The organism is Gorillibacterium terrae, from assembly GCF_051594785.1.
Lineage (GTDB): Bacteria > Bacillota > Bacilli > Paenibacillales > NBRC-103111 > Gorillibacterium.
On sequence record NZ_JBPPGI010000001.1, the window covers coordinates 1,376,195 to 1,392,904 of the forward strand.

Genomic DNA, 16,710 nt, shown 5'->3' on the forward strand with positions numbered 1-16,710 from the left:
TATCCGCCTCCCTCGGATGCGGATTGAAGTACAAGCGGACTTTACCGCCGCAATGCGGCATTTCTATAAAGGATATACCCGGCAAGAGGAGCTTAGGGAAAGAGGTGGAAGGGTTGTCTTTGGTGGTGATGAAGTTCGGGGGCAGCTCGGTAGGGGATGCCGAGCGGATGAAGCGGGTGGCCGCGAGGATCGTGGAGCGCAAGCGGGAAGGCAACCGCTGCGTTGTGGTCGTCTCCGCCATGGGGGACACGACGGACGACATGATCGACCTGAGCCGTCAGATCGTGGCGGGCACGCCCGATGCGCGCGAAATGGATATGCTGCTCTCGACCGGCGAGCAGATTTCGGTGGCGCTTTTGTCGATGGCGATTCGCGAGCAGGGCGAGGAAGCCGTGTCGTACACCGGCTGGCAGGCCGGTATCCGCACGGAGGCCGTCCACGGAAAAGCGCGGATTCAGGAGATTCGCCCGGATAAGGTGTTGAAATCGCTGAACGAAGAGAAGATCGTCGTGGTCGCCGGCTTCCAGGGGATGACGGAGGAAGGCGAGATCACGACCCTCGGGCGCGGCGGGTCGGACACGACCGCCGTTGCGCTCGCGGCCGCGGTGCAGGCCGATCTGTGCGAGATTTACACAGATGTGGACGGGATTTACTCCACCGATCCGCGCATCGTCAAGGTGGCCCGAAAGCTGAAGGAAATCTCGTATGACGAAATGCTGGAGCTGGCGAACCTGGGGGCAGCGGTTCTTCATCCCCGTGCCGTGGAATGCGCCAAGCACAACAAGGTGAATCTGGTCGTCCGGTCGAGCTTTACCCACAATGAGGGAACGCAGGTGAAGGAGGAAGCGGTCATGGAGCAGGGAATCGTCGTCAGCGGCATCGCCTACGACAAGAATGTCGCCCGTATCAGCATTTTGGGCGTGCCGGAGAGGACCGGTCAATTGGCGAAGGTCTTTATGGCGCTGGCAACGGAAAAGATTGACGTCGACATCATCGTCCAAAGCGGGATCGTCGAGGGGCTGGCGGAATTCTCCTTCTCCTTGTCCGGTTCGGACGTCGATCGGGCCACTCAGGTGATCGAGGGCTTGCGTCCGGTCGTCGGCTTCCGCAGCGTAACCTCGGAGACCGGCCTGGTCAAGGTCTCCATTGTGGGAGCGGGAATGGTCAGCACGCCCGGTGTGGCGGCCAAGATGTTCGAGACGATCTCCGAGCTGGGCATTTCCATCAACATGGTCAGCACGTCGGAGATCAAGACCTCCTGCGTCATCAGCGGCGAACGCCTGAACGATGTCATTCAAGCGCTCCATACCGCCTACGGCTTGGACACCGATTCGGCGGTCTTCGTCGGCGGCCCATCCGAACGCCGGTAAGAATTGGCGACCAACTCTTGTAAAAAAGGTACAGGACTTCATTCATTTGAAGGCTGTGCCTTTTCCTTTATCTTTACCGATTTGGAGCAGATCAAGGTGATGGAAAAAGAGACCCTGGAGGCTTTGCCTTCCCATTTGACCTGAGGCCTCCGCCATGCTCTTCCCGAAATGCCAAACATGCGACACCCTCCGGAAACCTCGGATCAGGTGTCGCATTTTTTTCGTTGTCAGTCAGCCGGGACTCGCGGAAAACCCTATCGAAGACCGGCTCCTAGAGAAAACGGCCGAACAGGAACTGGAACAGCTTCAGCAGTAATGCGGTCAGTCCCGCCGCCATCAGCGGACCGACGGGGATGCCCCGCAGGAAGACGATGCCGAAGATCGAACCGATCACGAGACCGATGACGATCTGCGGGTCGAGGCGGAGCATCTCCAGGCCGCGTCCGTTCATATAGGCGGCCATGGCGCCGCCGGTGAGGGCCATGACGCCCGGCACCGTCAGCAGCACCGAGCCGATGTCGCGAAAGGTAATTTTGCCGCTGGCGAACGGGACGAGAACGCCGATTGTCAGAAACAAGAGGCCGAGCTCCAGGCCACGCCGCTCCAATGCGGGCAAGTACCGGTCCAGACTGAGCAGCTTGACGGCGAGCAGCACGCAAGCGGCGGTGGTGATGATGTTGGACCGTCCGGCCAGCCCGACGACGATGAGGATCAGCAGCATGTAGTTGCCGTTCATAGGGAAGATCACGCTCCGGTTTATGCCGCCCCGCCGCTCTGAATTCGGCGCGGGACAGCCTGGCTTCATCCTGTCCCCCCATATCTATGAACGGGGCGAACGGGATAGAACGGGCTGTCCCTTAACGGGGGCAAGCGCTTGGACCCTTCGTTACGAAGCTCTCCAAGCGACGAGCGTTCCCTCCGGAGTCAAGCAGGGAACGGTGCGGAGCAGATTGAGCCGGGAGCAGTAGCGTACGTCCGCTTCATGACCGCGGCGGGCGAGGCGGACCCCTGAATCGCTGGCGAGCAGGGCTTCCTCGAGCCGTTCGGCCCGGGATCGGTACAAGGCTTCCATCGCCCGGCCGCCCTCATCCGGTTCGTAAGGCGAGAACCCGGCAAGCTCCGCCAGGACGGCGCCGGCTGCAAGCCCGTCCTCGAGACAAAAGGTCCCTCGGGTACCGGAGCAAAGCACGACAATGTCCCGGCCTTCCGCCGCCGCCGCTTCCGCACAAGCCCGCGCGTTGAGCAGGCAGGCCGTCAGCAGCCGGTTGGCGCGGACTGCTGCATGGACGGCCCGGGTTCCGTTCGTGGTGCTCATGACAATCCGCTTGCCCGTCACTCGGGGCGGCTCATACTCGCCGGGACTGTTGCCGAGTTCGAAGCCCGGGATGGGATAACCGCCCCGTTCGCCTCCGCGCAGGTCGCCCGGCCGGCTGAGAGCGGCCGCCTCTTCCGGACTCTGCGCCGGAACGATCTCCTGCGCGCCGCCGGCGAGGGCGACCGCCATGTTGCTGGTGGCGCGCAAGGTGTCGATCACAATGGCGGTGCGGTCCTCGAATTCCTCGGCACGAAAAACTTCTCCCAGCGAGGCGATCAACCGGATTCTCATCGGACGGGCTTCCGTTCCGCCAGCAGCGCCATCGTATCGGAGCGCAGTCCCCGGCGCAGCGCCTCCAGCGCCAGCGCATCCGCCGGAGCGATGTTGCCCAGATTGACTCCGCTGCCGAGCAGCAGCAGCAGCCGGGCTTGCTGGTCTTTGCGGGGAGCCTCCCAGAGAAGCGCCGAGGACGGCACCCGCCGGACGGTCTCCAGGATTTCCTCCTCGCGGCAGTGTCCCTCTTCGTCGTAGATGCCGACCCCCGCTCCCGATTCCCGCCCCTCGACCGTCACGGTCTCCGCCCCGTTCGCGATATCCGAGAGCGCGGTTTCCACGAGATCATCCAGCGCGAGCCGCGAGCCCCATGCCTTTTTGCCGTATTCGGTAAACACCCGAAGCCCCGATTCCGCCGCCGTCCGAATCAAGCGCGTGCGCAAAGCAAGCGGCAGCTCGATTGTGCCGTCCGAAATCTCCACGCCTTCGAAGCCCCATGCCGCCACCGTCTCAAGGTAGCTCTCCGCAACGCCCAGCCGAACGGCCGCTTCCAGGAACGTGCCACCGGGGTGCAGGCAGATGCCGGCTTCGCGGCAGAGCCGAAGCTTCTCCTGCAGAATACCGGACGGGTAGAGAGCGGCCGTACCAAAGCCGAGCTTGATCGTATCCACATAGTCTCCGGCCGACTCGATCAAATCGCGAAAAGCCGATAAGCCGAGCCCTTTGTCTATCACCATCGTAAGGCCCTCGGAACGGGGCTTGGCGCTTCGCTTGCCGGTCGGCTCGGCAAGGGTTCCGGGCCAGCCGGCGATGCCTGATAAGTCTTGCATGCGGTATTCCTCCGTTTCTTGGACCCGTCTTTCGTCCGCTGGCCTTTCAAGCGGGACGAATCCACAGCCTCATTTTATGCCGGGCGAATGGCCGGGGTTCGGCAAGCCTTGCATTTCCTGGAGGGGAACCGGGAGAGCTTATCCTAAAACGGCAGCGGAGCGCATAGAGTGAAGGGAATAGGAGGTGTCCGATGCTGAACAAATTTGTGACGGGGATGGCTTCGCTTCGGCTTTTATCCGGCACCATCGAGATTCTTGCCGCTCTCTTGATGCTCAAGCTGGGCCGGGTCGACCGGGCGCTCTTGGTCAATTCCGGCCTCGCGGTGGTAGGTCCGCTCATTTTGCTCGCGACGACGAGCATCGGGCTTATCGGCCTGGCGGATAAGCTCTCGTTTTCCAAGTTTGCCTGGATTCTCGTAGGCGTATCCTTGATCTTCTTCGGAATTTTAAAGAAATGAGAGAGTTATATTTTTGCAGCCCCGGCATATATTTGGATCAGACAGGCTGGGAGGGACGCGTATGACCGATTCCATTCAAGACCTTTTGCCGCCCGGAGTCAAATCCATCGTGTCCAAGCTGCCTCCGGAGGTCACCGCTCGACTGGAAGAAATCCGCATTCGCGAAGGACGTCCCCTGGAGCTGGTGTACGGCGGACAGCACGCCTTTCCCGACGCGGCCGGCCGGTTTGCGGCCGCTCCGGCGGACGCGTATCACCCCGGCCACGAAGAGTGCGTCCGCCTGCTCGATCTGCTCACCAAGCATTCCCTGTACAGCTACGAAGAAGAGCTGAAGCGCGGCTACATCACCATCGCCGGCGGTCACCGCATCGGGCTGGCGGGACGGGTGCTTCTCGAAGGCGGCAAGGTCAAGCTGCTGAAGGATGTCGCCTCCTTCAACATCCGGGTTGCCCGCCAGGTCAAGGGCTGCGGCAGCTCCGTACTGCCGCTGCTTATGGACCGGCCCGAGAAGACGGTCCACCATACCCTGGTCCTGTCTCCGCCGCAGCAGGGCAAGACGACGCTGATCCGCGATCTTGCGCGGCTCATCAGCGAAGGTACCCGCGAGCTGCCCGGCGGACGCAAGGTCGGGGTGGTGGACGAGCGCTCGGAAATCGCCGCCTGCGTGCGCGGAGTGCCCACCTTCGATCTGGGTCCCCGCACCGATGTGCTGGACGGCTGCCCCAAGGCGGAAGGCATGATGATGATGATCCGCTCCATGTCCCCGGAGGTGCTTATTGTGGACGAGATCGGCACCCTTCAGGATGCCGAAGCCGTCTGGGAGGCGATGAACGCGGGCATCCGCATCATCGCCACCGCCCACGGCCGCGACTTGACGGAAGCGGCCGGCCGGCCGGCGCTCCGTCGGCTCCTGCAGGAGGGAATCTTCACCCGCCTGGTGCAGCTCGGCCGGGACGGCGAGCGGTTCGAGACGCGGGTGCGGGAGCTGGCCGGGCAGCGCCTCAGGCAAGCCCGGGCGCCCGACGGCAGGGAGGCGAGACCATGCTGAAGACTCTGGGAGCGCTCCTCCTGCTTGCGGCCGGGCTCTTGTTCGGGTTTCACCAGTCCCTGGCTCTGAGCCGGAGGCCGAAGCAGATTCGCCAGCTGGCGCTTGCGCTCCAGCGGCTGGAGACGGAGATCGGCTACGTCGCCACCCCGCTTCCCGACGCGCTGCGCGCAAGCGCCTCGGCGCTGTCCCCGCCGCTTGCCGCGCTGTTTCAAGCCGCCGCGGACCGGATGGAGGAGCCGGGCGCGGGGAGGACGGCGGCGGAGAGCTGGCGCGAGGCGGTGCAGGAAGGCTTTTCCCGCACGTCGATGAAGGAACCGGAACGCGAAGCCCTGCTCCAGCTCGGCGCCTCGCTCGGGATATCGGATACCCAGGATCAGCTCAAGCACCTTCGGCTGGCGGTCAGCCATCTGACGGTGGAGGAACGCAACGCGTCGGAGGAGGAGAAGCGGTACGGCAAGATGTGGAAAAGCCTGGGGGTGCTCGGAGCGGCGCTCGTCGTCGTGATCATGCTGTAAAGACTGGGGTGTCCTATGAATATCGATGTCAACGCGATATTTCAAATAGCCGGCATCGGCATCATCATTGCGATGATCCATACCGTGCTGAAGCAGATGGGCAAAGAGGATATGGCCAGTTGGGTGACGCTGATCGGCTTTGTCGTGGTGCTGTTCATGGTGGTGGGAATGCTCAGCAACCTGTTCAAGGAAATCAAAACCATCTTCTTGTTTCAATAGGAGGACGCCGTGGAAATCGTCCAGCTCGTCGGCATCGCCATCATCGCCACCGTGCTCGTTCTGATCGTGAAGGAGCAGAAGCCGATGTTCGCCTTCCTCCTGGCCATGTTTACGGGAATCCTGATCTTCCTCTTCGTCCTGGGCAAAATCTCGTCCGTGCTTCATGTCCTGGAGGATTTGGCGTCCAAATCCGACGTGAAGCCGGTGTTCTTCAAGACCATTCTGAAGATTATCGGCATTGCCTACATCGCCGAATTCGGAGCTCAAATCGTGCGGGACGCAGGGCAGGAAGCGATCGCGTCCAAGATCGAGCTTGCCGGGAAGATTCTGATCATGGTCATGGCGATCCCGATCATCACCGTCATCGTGGAAACCGTCATCCGGCTGATTCCCGCATAAGCCCGGCCGGGCATTCGGTTCATCGGAGGAGGATTAACGTGCGCGGTATTAAACCCATCCTGCTCCTGGCGCTCCTCTTTCTCCTCGCGGCCGGGGGACAAGCGCTCGCGGCGGGCTCCGGCGCAGCCGCGGCTTCAAGCACGGCCGCAGGTTCCGGCGGCAACGCCGGCTTCGGGGGCTCTGCGGACTCCGTCCGGAGCGGAATGGCCCCGCTAGCAAGTACGGCGGCTTCGCCCGCCGACACCTTGGTTCAGCAGCAGGTGCAGAATGTGAAGACGGACGGCGTCGAGACGTACTGGAATCGCTTGATGCGCGATTACGGCGGGTATTTCCCGGAGAACCGGATGCCTACCTTCAAAGAAATGATGGCTTCGGGCGGCTTCAACCTGAAAACGGCGACGACCGCGCTCCTGCGCTATCTGTTCCACGAGCTGCTCGTCGGCGGACGGCTGCTCGCCACCATCGTGGCCCTTGCCGTATTCAGCATGATCCTGGAGACGCTGCAGACGGCCTTCGAGAAGCAGGCGGTCAGTAAAATCGCTTATTCCATCTGCTACCTTGTGCTCATGGTGCTCGCCGTCAATAGCTTCAACCTGGGGATCGGGTATGCGAAGACCGCGATCTCCGGCATGGTGAACTTCATGATGGCGCTCGTGCCGCTCCTGCTCTCGCTGATCGGCTCGATGGGCAATGTGGTCTCTGTCACGGTCCTGCATCCGTTCATCATCTTCATGATTCACACCGTCAGCATCCTGATCTACGTCGTGGTCTTCCCGATGCTGTTCCTGTCCACGCTGCTCAGCATCGTGAGCTCGATCAGCGAGCGGTACAAGGTGTCGCAGCTCGCCAAGCTGCTGCGCAACGTCGGCATCGGCCTGCTCGGCCTCGCGGTGACGGTCTTCCTCGGCGTCATTTCGGTTCAAGGCGCCACCAGCGCGGCAACCGACGGGGTGACGCTGAGGACCGCCAAATTCATCGCCGGCAACTTCATCCCGGTGGTCGGCCGGATGTTCACCGACGCCTCCGACACGGTGATCGGAGCATCGCTGCTGGTGAAGAACACCATCGGGCTCGCCGGCGTCGTCATCGTGATCCTCATCTGCGCGTTCCCGGCGATCAAGATCATGGCTCTGGCCTTCATCTACCAACTGGCGGCCGCGATGATCCAGCCGCTCGGCGACAACCCGATCATCGGCTGCCTTCAGACCATCGGCAAGAACATGATGTACGTGTTCGCGGCGCTCGCCGCCGTCGGACTGATGTTCTTCCTGGCCATTACCACCCTGATCGCGGCGGGCAACGCTTCGCTAACGATGCACTAAAGGAGGGGTGAGCGTGGCTTGGCTGAGCTCGTGGGTCAAAGAAATCCTGGTCGTGGTGCTCATCGCCACCTTCGCGGACATGCTGCTGCCGAACAAGTCCATGCAGCGGTATGTCAAGACCGTCATCGGGCTGTTCCTGCTCATGCTGCTGCTGTCCCCGGTGCTCCGCCTGTTCCGGATGGATTGGGACACCGACAAGCTGCTTCGCTCCCTTCAGCAGCAGACATCCCTGGTGGTTCAGCCCGCTATCGGGCAGACCTCGCCGTCCGCCACGCTGGATGCGGTGCGGCAGGAAGCGGAACGGCTGAAGGCGCTCGGCAGCGCATCCGCTCAAAAGCTGGTGGAGCAAAAGCTCGCCGGCTCCATCCGGGAGGAGATTGCCGCCCGGTTCGGCCAGCGCCCGGCGGCGGTGGAGGTGGCCACGGCCCTGGACGCGCAGGGCGTGCTGAACGTCGCCTCCGTCCGCGTGACGCTGGCTGCGGCCGACCGGTCGCTGCCCGCTTGGGTCCAGATCGAGCCGGTTCAGCCGATCGATCCGGTCCGGCCGATCGCGCCCCTTGCGGGTCAAGCGGAAGCCGCCTCGAAGCCGGTCGCCGCTCCGGAAGCGGGTGACGGGAACAAAAGCTCCGGCGCCATCGCAGATTATATCGCCGCAACTTGGGAGGTCGATCCCGAGCGCATTCAAGTGATTCGCGACGAAGCGCCATAACGAACCAACCGGAGGTGAAGGCCCGCCGTGGGCAAATGGAGCAAATGGATGGATGACCTGCTGGGCGGAACCAAGGGGGAGAAGCGGCCGAAGCTGCTCCGCTATCTGATCCTGCTTGGCCTGGCGGGAGCCCTGCTCATGATTTTGAGCCAGATGCGCTTGAAGGAGGTCGATTCCGGCGCTACCGGGCGGGCATCGCCTCCGCCGTCGGCTTCCTCCGTACCCGTCTGGGGGGCGGAAACCAAGAGCCTGTCCCCGTTCAAGGAGTACGAACAGGCTTACGAGACGGAGCTCAAGGACATCATGGAGAAGATCGTCGGGGTCGGAGAAGTGGAGGTCATGGTCACGATCGATTCCACCGAAGAGAAGGTGGTGGAGAAGTCGATGAAGCAGACCCAGCAGACCACCAACGAGAAGGATCAGGCCGGGGCCACCCGCCATATCACGGACGTTACCAGCAGCGGCGAAGTGGTGCTCTATCAAGTATCGGGCGACCAGACGCCCCTCGTCACCAAATATATCAAGCCCAAGATTCGCGGAGTGGTGGTGGTCGCCGAAGGAGCGGAGAACTTGACCGTGAAGCGGCTGCTCCTGGAAGCGGTCGAGCGCGGACTCGATGTTCCCTCCAACCGGATCTCCGTTATTCCGCGCAAGCAATAGAAGCGCTGCCCGAAGTCATGCTGAACCCAATTCAAAAGGAGGAATCGCGCAATGAATTCCAAACGTCAAACCATCTGGCTCGTTTCCATGCTCAGTCTCATGGTGGTGCTGTCCGCGTATTACCTGTTCACCGAGGACGTCTCTAAGCTGAAAACCACCGCCGGCCCCACGCAGACCGAACAAACGCAGGTCTCTACCCAGGAAACGAATCCGGTCGGCATGGACGCCGGCGAAGCCTCGGCCGACAAGTCCGCTTCCGGTCTGACCGACGCCGGCAGCGCCGGCAAGGCGGACAGCGGCAAGTCCGCAGCCGACGCAGGAAAGTCCGATGCCGGCCAACCGGTCGCTGAGGCGGATCAACCGGTCAGCGCTCAGGAACACTCCGATGCATCCGCCGCCGCGAAGGATGCGGCCGGGGATAAGGCCAAGTCGACCGATGCGGAAATTCTCGACAAGGTCGCGAGCCAGGGCACATCCGAAGCGGATTTCTTCGCCTACAACCTGATGCAGCAGACCGACCAAATGAACGCCAAGCTCAGCAAGCTGACCGACAAGATGGCGGATGCCAAGCTCAGCTTCGAAGAACAATCGCAAGCTCAGGAGCAATATGATGCGATCGAAAAACAGCAGGCGATGATCACCAGCATCCAGGAGCAACTGCAAAAGGACGGCTATACCGATTCCCTGGTTCAAGAGGACGGCGGCAAGTGGAGGATCATCGTCCAATCCGGCAAGCTGGAGAAGAGCCAGGCCGTCAGCATCGTCGATTTGGCTGCGGACGTGCTGAACGTCGGGCCGGAGAAAATCGTGATCCAGTACCATAAGTAAGCCGATCCAAGTCCGTCGTCCGAACGTTCGGAAGCCCGGACGCCCGGCAGGGAAGAGAGGCCGCCCGCCTATCGGGGCGGCCTCTCTTTGGTATGCGCCGAAGAATTAGCGGCAGCTCTTAAGAGCAACCGACAAATTCGGATGATGCGGTGCAAACTTATGTGGTATAATACGAGCGTTATGAGGGGCCGCAGGCCCGGCCGTCGTTCCGAAGGCAAGCGCGCATGCCTGCAGGCAGCACTTTTCAAAGGAGTGAAAGCCTTGTTCAAGCTGAATGAAATCAAAGAGCTGATCAAATTGGTCGATCAATCGTCCTTGCAAGAATTAGAGATCCAGAACGAGGGCTTTAAGCTCTTTTTGCGCAAACCCGGCCGTACCGAATCGGTCATCGTCTCTTCCGCGCCGGCGCAACCGGCGTACTCCGTATCGGCTCCAGCCGCCGCTCCGTCGGAAGCCCTGCCCGAGCCGAGCGCGGCTGCGGTCCGCGAACCGGCTCCGGCTGCAACCAGCTCCGCCGACTTACATACCATCGTGTCGCCGATGGTCGGCACCTTCTACGGTTCGCCTTCGCCGGACGCTGCGCCCTACGTGAGCCCGGGCAGCAAGGTGAACGAGAAATCGGTGGTCTGCATCATCGAAGCGATGAAGCTGATGAACGAGATTGAAGCGGAAGTGAAAGGGGAAATCGTGGAGGTGCTCGTAGACAACGGCCAGTTGGTTGAATACGGACAGCCCCTTTTCCTGCTCAAGAAGCAGTGACTCGGGAGGACAATCGATGAAATTTCATAAAATACTGGTCGCCAACCGCGGAGAAATTGCCGTCCGCATCATCCGCGCCTGCCGGGAAATGGGAATTTACACCGTCGCCGTCTATTCCGAGGCGGATCGCGACGCTCTGCACGTGCGCCTCGCGGATGAGGCTTACTGCATCGGTCCGGTGCTCTCCAAGGACAGCTATCTGAACTTGACCAACATCATGAGCGTCGCCACGCTGACGGAAACGGATGCGATTCATCCGGGCTACGGCTTCCTTGCCGAAAATGCCGACTTCGCCGAAATCTGCGCCCGCTGCGGCATCGTCTTTATCGGCCCGTCTCCGGATGCGATCAACCGGATGGGCGACAAGGCGGTTGCCAAGCAGACGATGAAGGAAGCGGGCGTCCCGGTCATCCCGGGTTCGGACGGCCTCATCGAGGATCTGGACGAAGCCGTGCGCCTCGCGCAGGAGATCGGCTATCCGGTGATCATTAAGGCGACGGCAGGCGGCGGAGGCAAGGGCATCCGCATCGCCGAGGACGAGGAGACCCTGATTCAGCAGATTACGATGGCCCAGCAGGAGGCTCAGAAGGCCTTCGGCAACGCGGGCGTCTATCTGGAGAAGTACCTGACCGGCATGAAGCATGTGGAAATCCAGATCATCGCCGACAGCTACGGCAACGTCGTCCATCTCGGCGAGCGGGACTGCTCGGTGCAGCGCCGCCGCCAGAAGCTGGTGGAGGAAGCTCCCTGCTCGATCCTGACGCCCGAACTGCGCAGCGAAATGGGCCAAGCCGCCGTGCGCGCGGCGGAAGCCGTCGGGTACGCCGGGGCGGGAACGCTGGAATTCCTGCTCGGTCCGGACGGGAAGTTCTATTTCATGGAGATGAACACGCGGATACAGGTCGAGCATCCCGTGACCGAATACGTGACCGGCGTGGACCTCATCAAGGAAATGATCCGCGTCGCCGAGGGAGAACCGCTCTCCTTCCGGCAGCAGGATATCCGCTGGAACGGCTGGTCGATCGAATGCCGGATCAACGCCGAGGACCCGGCCCGCAACTTCATGCCTTCGCCGGGCCAGATCAGCTTCTACCTTCCTCCGGGCGGGTTGGGCGTCCGCGTAGACAGCGCCGCTTATCCGGGGTACACGATACCGCCTCATTACGATTCGATGATCGCCAAGCTCATCGTCTGGGGACCAACCCGGCAGGAAGCGATCGACCGGATGAAGCGGGCTTTGACCGAATTTGCCATCGAAGGGGTGGCGACGACCATTCCGTTTCATATGAAGCTGCTGGAGCATGAAGGCTTCCTCCGCGGCGATTTCGATATCAAATTCCTCGAAGAACACGACGTGAACGATCCGAAATCCTGATCTCTCCGTGATCGCGTCTCGGTGCCGCGGACAAAAGATTCTCGGGTTTGTCATAACCGGCCCGAAATGCTATAGTATTGTAATAAGACAAACTTTCCCTGCGGCCCGCCCCAGCAGGCTCCGGAACCCTCCGGAACGCCCCGCGAGCGCGTCCGGAGAAACGGTCTGCATCGCTTTACGTGGAGGTTAGGTAAACATGAGCACAATCATTCCCGATTACGAAAAGACGGATATGGGCAATATTCAGATCGCACCCGAGGTCATCGAAGTCATCGCGGGTCTTGCCGCCGTCGAAGTGGAAGGCGTCGCCGGCATGAGCGGCGGTCTGGTCAGCGGTGTAACCGAAATGCTCGGCCGCAAGAACTTGGCCAAGGGCGTCAAGGTGGAAGTCGGACAGCGCGAAGCGGCGGTAGACGTATCCATCGTGATCGAGTACGGCTACAAGATTCCCGAGGTAGCCGGCAACATTCAGAACAATGTCAAGAAAGCCATCGAGTCCATGACGGGCCTGGATGTCGTCGAAGTGAACGTTCATATCCATGATGTGAAGTTCAAAGGGCAGGAGAAGACGGTCGACGAAGAAGCCGCCCTCCCCAACCGCGTCAAGTAGGAAGGCAGACAACCCAATCGATGTCGAATGGAACCCCCTCTGTTGCTGGGCGCGGCCTGGAGCGGGGGGGTCCTTTAGTTCAGGAGGGACAAACCATCGTGGCCAAAATCGTTGACCGCTTCTTGCTCTTCATTTTCAGTCTGGTTGTGATTCTCGGCATGATTGCGATTCTGCTGTTTACCTTCGGCGTCCTGTCGCTAGAGGATACCACCTCTTTCTTGAACCGGGTCTACGAGGATTCGGCGACGGCGGCGGTTCTGATCGCATCGAGCTGCATCATGCTGATTCTGGCCGGACGGTTTTTCTATATCTCGGTGCGTACCTCATCCCCTACGGTGCCCTCCATCGACCAGCGCACGGAGCTGGGCGACGTCCGCATCTCCCTCGATACCGTGGAGAACCTTGCGCTCAAAGCGGCGGCGCGCACGCGCGGGCTGAAGGATTTGAAAGCCAGGATCAAGGTGGATCAGGCGGGGCTTGAGGTGGAGCTTCGCACGGTGGTGGACGGAGAAACCTCCATCCCGGCAATCACGGAGGAAGTTCAGAACGGCATCAAGTCGCACATCGAAGAGATTACCGGCATTCCGGTCTCCCGGGTTTCCGTGTATGTGGCCAACGTGGTCCAAAGCGCACCCGCCTTCAAAAGCCGGGTCGAATAGGAGGAATGCGGCGTCATGTGGCGGGAAATCTGGGAAAAGCACAGCGGCAAGCTCATCGGCGCGGCCTGCGGGGCCGTGCTTGGCATCGTCTATCTCATTGCCGGCTTTTGGGACATGCTGATCTTTGCTTTCCTTGTCTTTATCGGTTATTATGTGGGGAGAAAGCTCGATCGGCGGGAACCGCTGTTTGAACGCGAAGAGCTTATTCAGTGGCTGACGGAACGATGGAGAATGTTCAGATGATCAAGAGGACGGCCTTTGGGGCTGTTCTTTTTTTGGAGGGTATTCAGGAGAATGAAACGAAGAGTTGCGAGAGAGATTGCGATTCAAAGCTTGTATCAAATGCACATGAACGAAGTGACGCCCCACGACGCCATCGTGGCGGCGGTGACGGAAGCGGAGCATGACAACGAAGCGGAGCTGAAAGTAGAAGGGGAAGCCATCGCCATCGAGTTCATCCAAGAGCTGGTGGAGGGTACGGCAAGCCGGCTCGCTCCGATCGACGAGATGCTGACCGATTATTTGAAGGGCTGGAAAATCGACCGGTTGTCGAAGATCGACCGCGAGGTCCTGCGCTTGGCCGCCTATGAAATGATCTACCGCGACGATGCTCCGCCGAAGGTAGTCGTCAACGAGGCGATCGAGCTCGCCAAGCATTTCGGCACGGAGGAATCCGGCAAGTTTGTCAACGGCGTTCTCGGCAAGATGATTCTGGAATTGGACGCACTTAAACAGAAATACGCGGGAACTTCGGCCTCTTAGCTTTTCGGCCCGCGGGATAGAGGAGGGGAAACGGATGACGGCAAACGTAATCAACGGAAAAGCATTGGTCGCGTCCATTCGCGAGGAGATCAAGCGGGATGTACAGGAGATGGCGAACGCCGGAAAACAGCCGGGGCTCGCCGTTGTGCTGGTGGGAGACGATTCCGCTTCCGCCGTCTATGTGCGCAACAAAGCCAAGGCCTGCGAAGAGGTGGGCATCTATTCCGAGGTGCACCGGCTGCCGGCCGAGACCACCGAGACGGAACTCCTTACCCTCATCGGCCAATTGAACAACGATGAGCGTATCCACGGCATTCTGGTGCAGCTTCCCTTGCCGAAGCATATCCAGGAGGATATCGTCATCGACAGCATTTCCATCCACAAGGACGTGGACTGCTTCCACCCGGCCAACGTCGGCAACCTGATGATCGGCAAGCCGGGTGTGCTGCCCTGTACGCCCTCCGGCGTGATCGAGATTCTCCATCGCCTGCAGGTTCCGCTGGCGGGCAAGCATGCCGTGGTGGTCGGGCGCAGCAACATCGTCGGCAAGCCGATGGCGCTTCTGCTGCTGCAGGAGCACGCCACCGTCACCATCTGCCACTCGCGCACCGAGCGCCTCGCCGAGATCACCCGCCAAGCGGATATTCTCGTGGCGGCGGTCGGTCGAGCCAAGATGATCAAGAAAGAGCATGTCAAGGAAGGGGCCGTCGTCATCGACGTGGGGATGAACCGCGACGAGAACGGCAAGCTGTGCGGGGATGTCGATTTCGACGATGTGCTGGAGACGGCCGGTTACATCACGCCGGTGCCGGGCTGCGTCGGACCGATGACCATCACCATGCTGCTGAAGAATACCGTAGCGGCGGCCGAACGGGCGGGTTCCCATGTATCGCCCGAATGAAGACCGGACGGAGAACGAGGGACAAACGGTTCTCTCCATCCGCGACCTCAATCGGCTGATCAAGCGGAAGCTGGAGGGAGAGCCGCAGTTCCAGGATATTTGGATACGCGGCGAAATCTCCAACTTCACCCACCATTCCAGCGGGCATATGTACTTTACGCTCAAGGACGCGGACAGCCGGCTGAAAAGCATCATGTTCGCCTCCTACAATTCGCGGCTGCCGTTCATGCCGCGCGAGGGAACCCGGGTGCTGGCCCGCGGGAGCGTGTCCGTCTACGAGCGGGACGGGCAGTATCAGTTCTATGTCACCCAGATGCAGCCGGACGGCGTCGGAAGCCTGTATCTGGCCTACGAGCAATTGAAGAAGAAGCTGGAGCAGGAAGGGTTGTTCGCGCAGGAGCGCAAGCGGCCCCTGCCCCGATATCCCCGCACCGTCGGCGTCATCACTTCGCCGACGGGGGCTGCGGTCCGGGATATTCTCATCACGCTGAAGCGGAGAAGCCCATCGGTGAACATTCTGCTCTACCCGGTGCTGGTTCAGGGCAAGGGAGCTGCGCCTTCCATTGCGGCGGCCATCGACCACATGAACCGGCTGGGTGAAGCGGACGTGCTGATCGTCGGCCGCGGCGGCGGCTCGCTGGAAGAGCTGTGGGCCTTCAATGAAGAGGCGGTGGCCCGAAGCGTTTACGCCTCGCGCATTCCGATTATATCGGCGGTCGGTCATGAGACGGATTTCACCATCTGCGATTTCGTGGCCGATCTTCGGGCGGCCACCCCGACGGCAGCCGCCGAGCTGACGGTGCCGCATCATCTGGAGCTGAAGCAGCAGCTCTCGGCCGTCACCGTTCAGCTCCGCAAGTCGCTGCTCAGCCGGCTGGAGCTTCAGCGGGAGCGCCTCGTCAAGATGCGCCGTTCGCAGGCGCTGACGAATCCGTGGCGGCTCCTGCAGCAGCCCGCCGAGCGGAGCGACCGGCTGCGCGAGCAACTGCTGTACCGGATGAAGGGAATTGCCGCTTCGGCGCATCAGACCAAGCTGCGGCTCGACCGCCGTCTGGAGGTGCGCAGCCCGCGCGAGCAGGCCAGCCTAGCCCGGTCGCGGTCCGCGGCCGCACACAAGCAGCTGGTGCAGGCCATGGGCGCGCTGCAGAGGACCAAGAGCCGGGAATGGCAGTCGGCCGTCCGGCAATTGGATGCCCTCAGCCCGCTCAAGGTCATGGGACGAGGCTACAGCCTCGTGTACGAAGAGGGAGAGCAGCGGCTGATTCGCTCCGTCCATCAGGTGCAGCCCGGCGATCTTCTGCGGATTCGCCTGGGCGACGGCAAGCTGTCGGCCGGAGTATGGGCGATCGATCCCGAAGCGAAGGCAGAGGAATAATGCGGCCTGGTAGGCTGCTTGTAAGGGAGAGGGGAGCAACCATGGAAGAAAAGCCGACGGCGGATGAAATGACGTTCGAAGAAGCGATGGAACGGCTGGAAGGCATCGTCTCGAAGCTGGAGTCGGGGGATGTTCCCCTGGAGCAAGCCATCGAATGGTTCCAGGAGGGCATGAAGCTGTCCCACCTGTGCGGCCAGAAGCTGGAGCAGGTGGAACGTAAGATCGAGATGCTGGTCGTCGAGAACGGCTCCATGGTCCGGAAGCCGTTCCCCGTCGAGGGCGAAGATCGATAACAGAAAGGCCTTCCGCTCGGGCGGAGGGCT

Annotated in this window: 22 protein-coding genes; 19 read left to right on the forward strand and 3 right to left on the reverse strand. The window is 61.3% G+C overall.

All coding sequences use genetic code 11. From position 1 onward, the window contains the following. Window positions 1-113 precede the first annotated feature (113 nt). Window positions 114-1,370, forward strand: coding sequence for an aspartate kinase (locus tag ACSEXS_RS05775; RefSeq protein WP_438432210.1), 1,257 nt, complete (start codon window positions 114-116; stop codon window positions 1,368-1,370). Window positions 1,371-1,641: 271 nt separating this feature from the next. Here the strand turns inward: ACSEXS_RS05775 and ACSEXS_RS05780 are convergent, their stop codons facing one another. The 3 genes from ACSEXS_RS05780 to comA all read right to left on the reverse strand — a co-directional run bounded on the left by ACSEXS_RS05780 (window position 1,642) and on the right by comA (window position 3,788). Further along, the gene (locus ACSEXS_RS05780; RefSeq protein WP_438432211.1) at window positions 1,642-2,106 is read right to left on the reverse strand and encodes a DUF441 domain-containing protein; all 465 of its coding nucleotides are present in this window, start codon (window positions 2,104-2,106) and stop codon (window positions 1,642-1,644) included. A 150-nt stretch (window positions 2,107-2,256) separates the two neighbouring features. Continuing rightward, a complete protein-coding gene (locus tag ACSEXS_RS05785) occupies window positions 2,257-2,976 on the reverse strand; it encodes a 2-phosphosulfolactate phosphatase (RefSeq protein ID WP_438432212.1) in 720 nt (239 codons plus the stop codon). Next, window positions 2,973-3,788, reverse strand: coding sequence for a phosphosulfolactate synthase (gene comA, locus ACSEXS_RS05790; protein ID WP_438432213.1), 816 nt, complete (start codon window positions 3,786-3,788; stop codon window positions 2,973-2,975). The genes ACSEXS_RS05785 and comA overlap by 4 nt, the downstream gene beginning before the upstream one ends. A gap of 191 nt (window positions 3,789-3,979) precedes the next feature. Between comA and ACSEXS_RS05795 the strand changes: the two genes are divergently transcribed. From ACSEXS_RS05795 to xseB, 18 genes are all read left to right on the forward strand, one after another. Beyond that, window positions 3,980-4,246: a YqhV family protein gene (locus ACSEXS_RS05795; RefSeq protein ID WP_438432214.1), complete on the forward strand. Its 267-nt coding sequence runs from the start codon at window positions 3,980-3,982 to the stop codon at window positions 4,244-4,246. Between the two features lie 61 nt (window positions 4,247-4,307). Next, window positions 4,308-5,294, forward strand: coding sequence for a stage III sporulation protein AA (spoIIIAA, locus tag ACSEXS_RS05800; RefSeq protein ID WP_438432215.1), 987 nt, complete (start codon window positions 4,308-4,310; stop codon window positions 5,292-5,294). Continuing rightward, on the forward strand, window positions 5,288-5,809 hold the full coding sequence (spoIIIAB, locus tag ACSEXS_RS05805) for a stage III sporulation protein SpoIIIAB (protein ID WP_438432216.1): 522 nt from the start codon (window positions 5,288-5,290) through the stop codon (window positions 5,807-5,809). The genes spoIIIAA and spoIIIAB overlap by 7 nt, the downstream gene beginning before the upstream one ends. A gap of 15 nt (window positions 5,810-5,824) precedes the next feature. Then, window positions 5,825-6,028: a stage III sporulation protein AC gene (gene spoIIIAC, locus ACSEXS_RS05810; protein WP_438432217.1), complete on the forward strand. Its 204-nt coding sequence runs from the start codon at window positions 5,825-5,827 to the stop codon at window positions 6,026-6,028. Window positions 6,029-6,037: 9 nt separating this feature from the next. Next, window positions 6,038-6,427 carry a stage III sporulation protein AD gene (gene spoIIIAD, locus ACSEXS_RS05815; protein ID WP_438432218.1) on the forward strand — a complete coding sequence of 130 codons (390 nt, stop codon included), beginning with the start codon at window positions 6,038-6,040 and terminating at the stop codon, window positions 6,425-6,427. A gap of 38 nt (window positions 6,428-6,465) precedes the next feature. Continuing rightward, the gene (spoIIIAE, locus tag ACSEXS_RS05820) at window positions 6,466-7,749 is read left to right on the forward strand and encodes a stage III sporulation protein AE (protein WP_438432219.1); all 1,284 of its coding nucleotides are present in this window, start codon (window positions 6,466-6,468) and stop codon (window positions 7,747-7,749) included. 13 nt (window positions 7,750-7,762) lie between these two features. Continuing rightward, complete coding sequence (gene spoIIIAF / locus ACSEXS_RS05825; RefSeq protein WP_438432220.1) at window positions 7,763-8,458, forward strand: stage III sporulation protein AF; 696 nt, start codon at window positions 7,763-7,765, stop codon at window positions 8,456-8,458. 27 nt (window positions 8,459-8,485) lie between these two features. After that, a complete protein-coding gene (gene spoIIIAG / locus ACSEXS_RS05830) occupies window positions 8,486-9,118 on the forward strand; it encodes a stage III sporulation protein AG (protein ID WP_438432221.1) in 633 nt (210 codons plus the stop codon). A 51-nt stretch (window positions 9,119-9,169) separates the two neighbouring features. Then, window positions 9,170-9,946: a SpoIIIAH-like family protein gene (locus ACSEXS_RS05835; protein WP_438432222.1), complete on the forward strand. Its 777-nt coding sequence runs from the start codon at window positions 9,170-9,172 to the stop codon at window positions 9,944-9,946. A 261-nt stretch (window positions 9,947-10,207) separates the two neighbouring features. Beyond that, a complete protein-coding gene (accB, locus tag ACSEXS_RS05840; RefSeq protein ID WP_438432223.1) occupies window positions 10,208-10,705 on the forward strand; it encodes an acetyl-CoA carboxylase biotin carboxyl carrier protein in 498 nt (165 codons plus the stop codon). A gap of 16 nt (window positions 10,706-10,721) precedes the next feature. Continuing rightward, on the forward strand, window positions 10,722-12,080 hold the full coding sequence (gene accC, locus ACSEXS_RS05845) for an acetyl-CoA carboxylase biotin carboxylase subunit (protein WP_438432224.1): 1,359 nt from the start codon (window positions 10,722-10,724) through the stop codon (window positions 12,078-12,080). Window positions 12,081-12,276: 196 nt separating this feature from the next. Beyond that, window positions 12,277-12,690 (forward strand): Asp23/Gls24 family envelope stress response protein, encoded by a 414-nt coding sequence (locus tag ACSEXS_RS05850; protein WP_438432225.1) that lies wholly within the window; start codon window positions 12,277-12,279, stop codon window positions 12,688-12,690. 98 nt (window positions 12,691-12,788) lie between these two features. Further along, window positions 12,789-13,349 (forward strand): alkaline shock response membrane anchor protein AmaP, encoded by a 561-nt coding sequence (amaP, locus tag ACSEXS_RS05855; protein WP_438432226.1) that lies wholly within the window; start codon window positions 12,789-12,791, stop codon window positions 13,347-13,349. A gap of 15 nt (window positions 13,350-13,364) precedes the next feature. Further along, window positions 13,365-13,592, forward strand: coding sequence for a DUF2273 domain-containing protein (locus tag ACSEXS_RS05860; protein WP_438432227.1), 228 nt, complete (start codon window positions 13,365-13,367; stop codon window positions 13,590-13,592). Window positions 13,593-13,643: 51 nt separating this feature from the next. Beyond that, complete coding sequence (gene nusB, locus ACSEXS_RS05865) at window positions 13,644-14,111, forward strand: transcription antitermination factor NusB (RefSeq protein WP_438432228.1); 468 nt, start codon at window positions 13,644-13,646, stop codon at window positions 14,109-14,111. Between the two features lie 34 nt (window positions 14,112-14,145). Beyond that, window positions 14,146-15,012: a bifunctional methylenetetrahydrofolate dehydrogenase/methenyltetrahydrofolate cyclohydrolase FolD gene (gene folD / locus ACSEXS_RS05870; RefSeq protein ID WP_438432229.1), complete on the forward strand. Its 867-nt coding sequence runs from the start codon at window positions 14,146-14,148 to the stop codon at window positions 15,010-15,012. Then, a complete protein-coding gene (xseA, locus tag ACSEXS_RS05875) occupies window positions 14,996-16,387 on the forward strand; it encodes an exodeoxyribonuclease VII large subunit (RefSeq protein ID WP_438432230.1) in 1,392 nt (463 codons plus the stop codon). Before folD ends, xseA begins: the two co-directional genes overlap by 17 nt. A 41-nt stretch (window positions 16,388-16,428) precedes the next feature. Next, entirely contained in the window at window positions 16,429-16,680 is a 252-nt protein-coding gene (gene xseB, locus ACSEXS_RS05880) for an exodeoxyribonuclease VII small subunit (protein ID WP_438432231.1), read from the forward strand. Window positions 16,681-16,710 lie beyond the last annotated feature (30 nt).

Bases quoted from the DNA above. Each gene is read 5' to 3' on its own strand.
- ACSEXS_RS05780 (WP_438432211.1), bottom strand. From the start codon at position 2,106: ATGAACGGCAACTACATGCTGCTGATCCTCATCGTCGTCGGGCTGGCC.
- ACSEXS_RS05785 (WP_438432212.1), bottom strand. From the start codon at position 2,976: ATGAGAATCCGGTTGATCGCCTCGCTGGGAGAAGTTTTTCGTGCCGAG.
- comA (WP_438432213.1), bottom strand. From the start codon at position 3,788: ATGCAAGACTTATCAGGCATCGCCGGCTGGCCCGGAACCCTTGCCGAG.
- ACSEXS_RS05795 (WP_438432214.1), top strand. From the start codon at position 3,980: ATGCTGAACAAATTTGTGACGGGGATGGCTTCGCTTCGGCTTTTATCC.
- spoIIIAA (WP_438432215.1), top strand. From the start codon at position 4,308: ATGACCGATTCCATTCAAGACCTTTTGCCGCCCGGAGTCAAATCCATC.
- spoIIIAB (WP_438432216.1), top strand. From the start codon at position 5,288: ATGCTGAAGACTCTGGGAGCGCTCCTCCTGCTTGCGGCCGGGCTCTTG.
- spoIIIAC (WP_438432217.1), top strand. From the start codon at position 5,825: ATGAATATCGATGTCAACGCGATATTTCAAATAGCCGGCATCGGCATC.
- ACSEXS_RS05835 (WP_438432222.1), top strand. From the start codon at position 9,170: ATGAATTCCAAACGTCAAACCATCTGGCTCGTTTCCATGCTCAGTCTC.
- accC (WP_438432224.1), top strand. From the start codon at position 10,722: ATGAAATTTCATAAAATACTGGTCGCCAACCGCGGAGAAATTGCCGTC.
- ACSEXS_RS05850 (WP_438432225.1), top strand. From the start codon at position 12,277: ATGAGCACAATCATTCCCGATTACGAAAAGACGGATATGGGCAATATT.
- ACSEXS_RS05860 (WP_438432227.1), top strand. From the start codon at position 13,365: ATGTGGCGGGAAATCTGGGAAAAGCACAGCGGCAAGCTCATCGGCGCG.
- nusB (WP_438432228.1), top strand. From the start codon at position 13,644: ATGAAACGAAGAGTTGCGAGAGAGATTGCGATTCAAAGCTTGTATCAA.
- folD (WP_438432229.1), top strand. From the start codon at position 14,146: ATGACGGCAAACGTAATCAACGGAAAAGCATTGGTCGCGTCCATTCGC.
- xseA (WP_438432230.1), top strand. From the start codon at position 14,996: ATGTATCGCCCGAATGAAGACCGGACGGAGAACGAGGGACAAACGGTT.
- xseB (WP_438432231.1), top strand. From the start codon at position 16,429: ATGGAAGAAAAGCCGACGGCGGATGAAATGACGTTCGAAGAAGCGATG.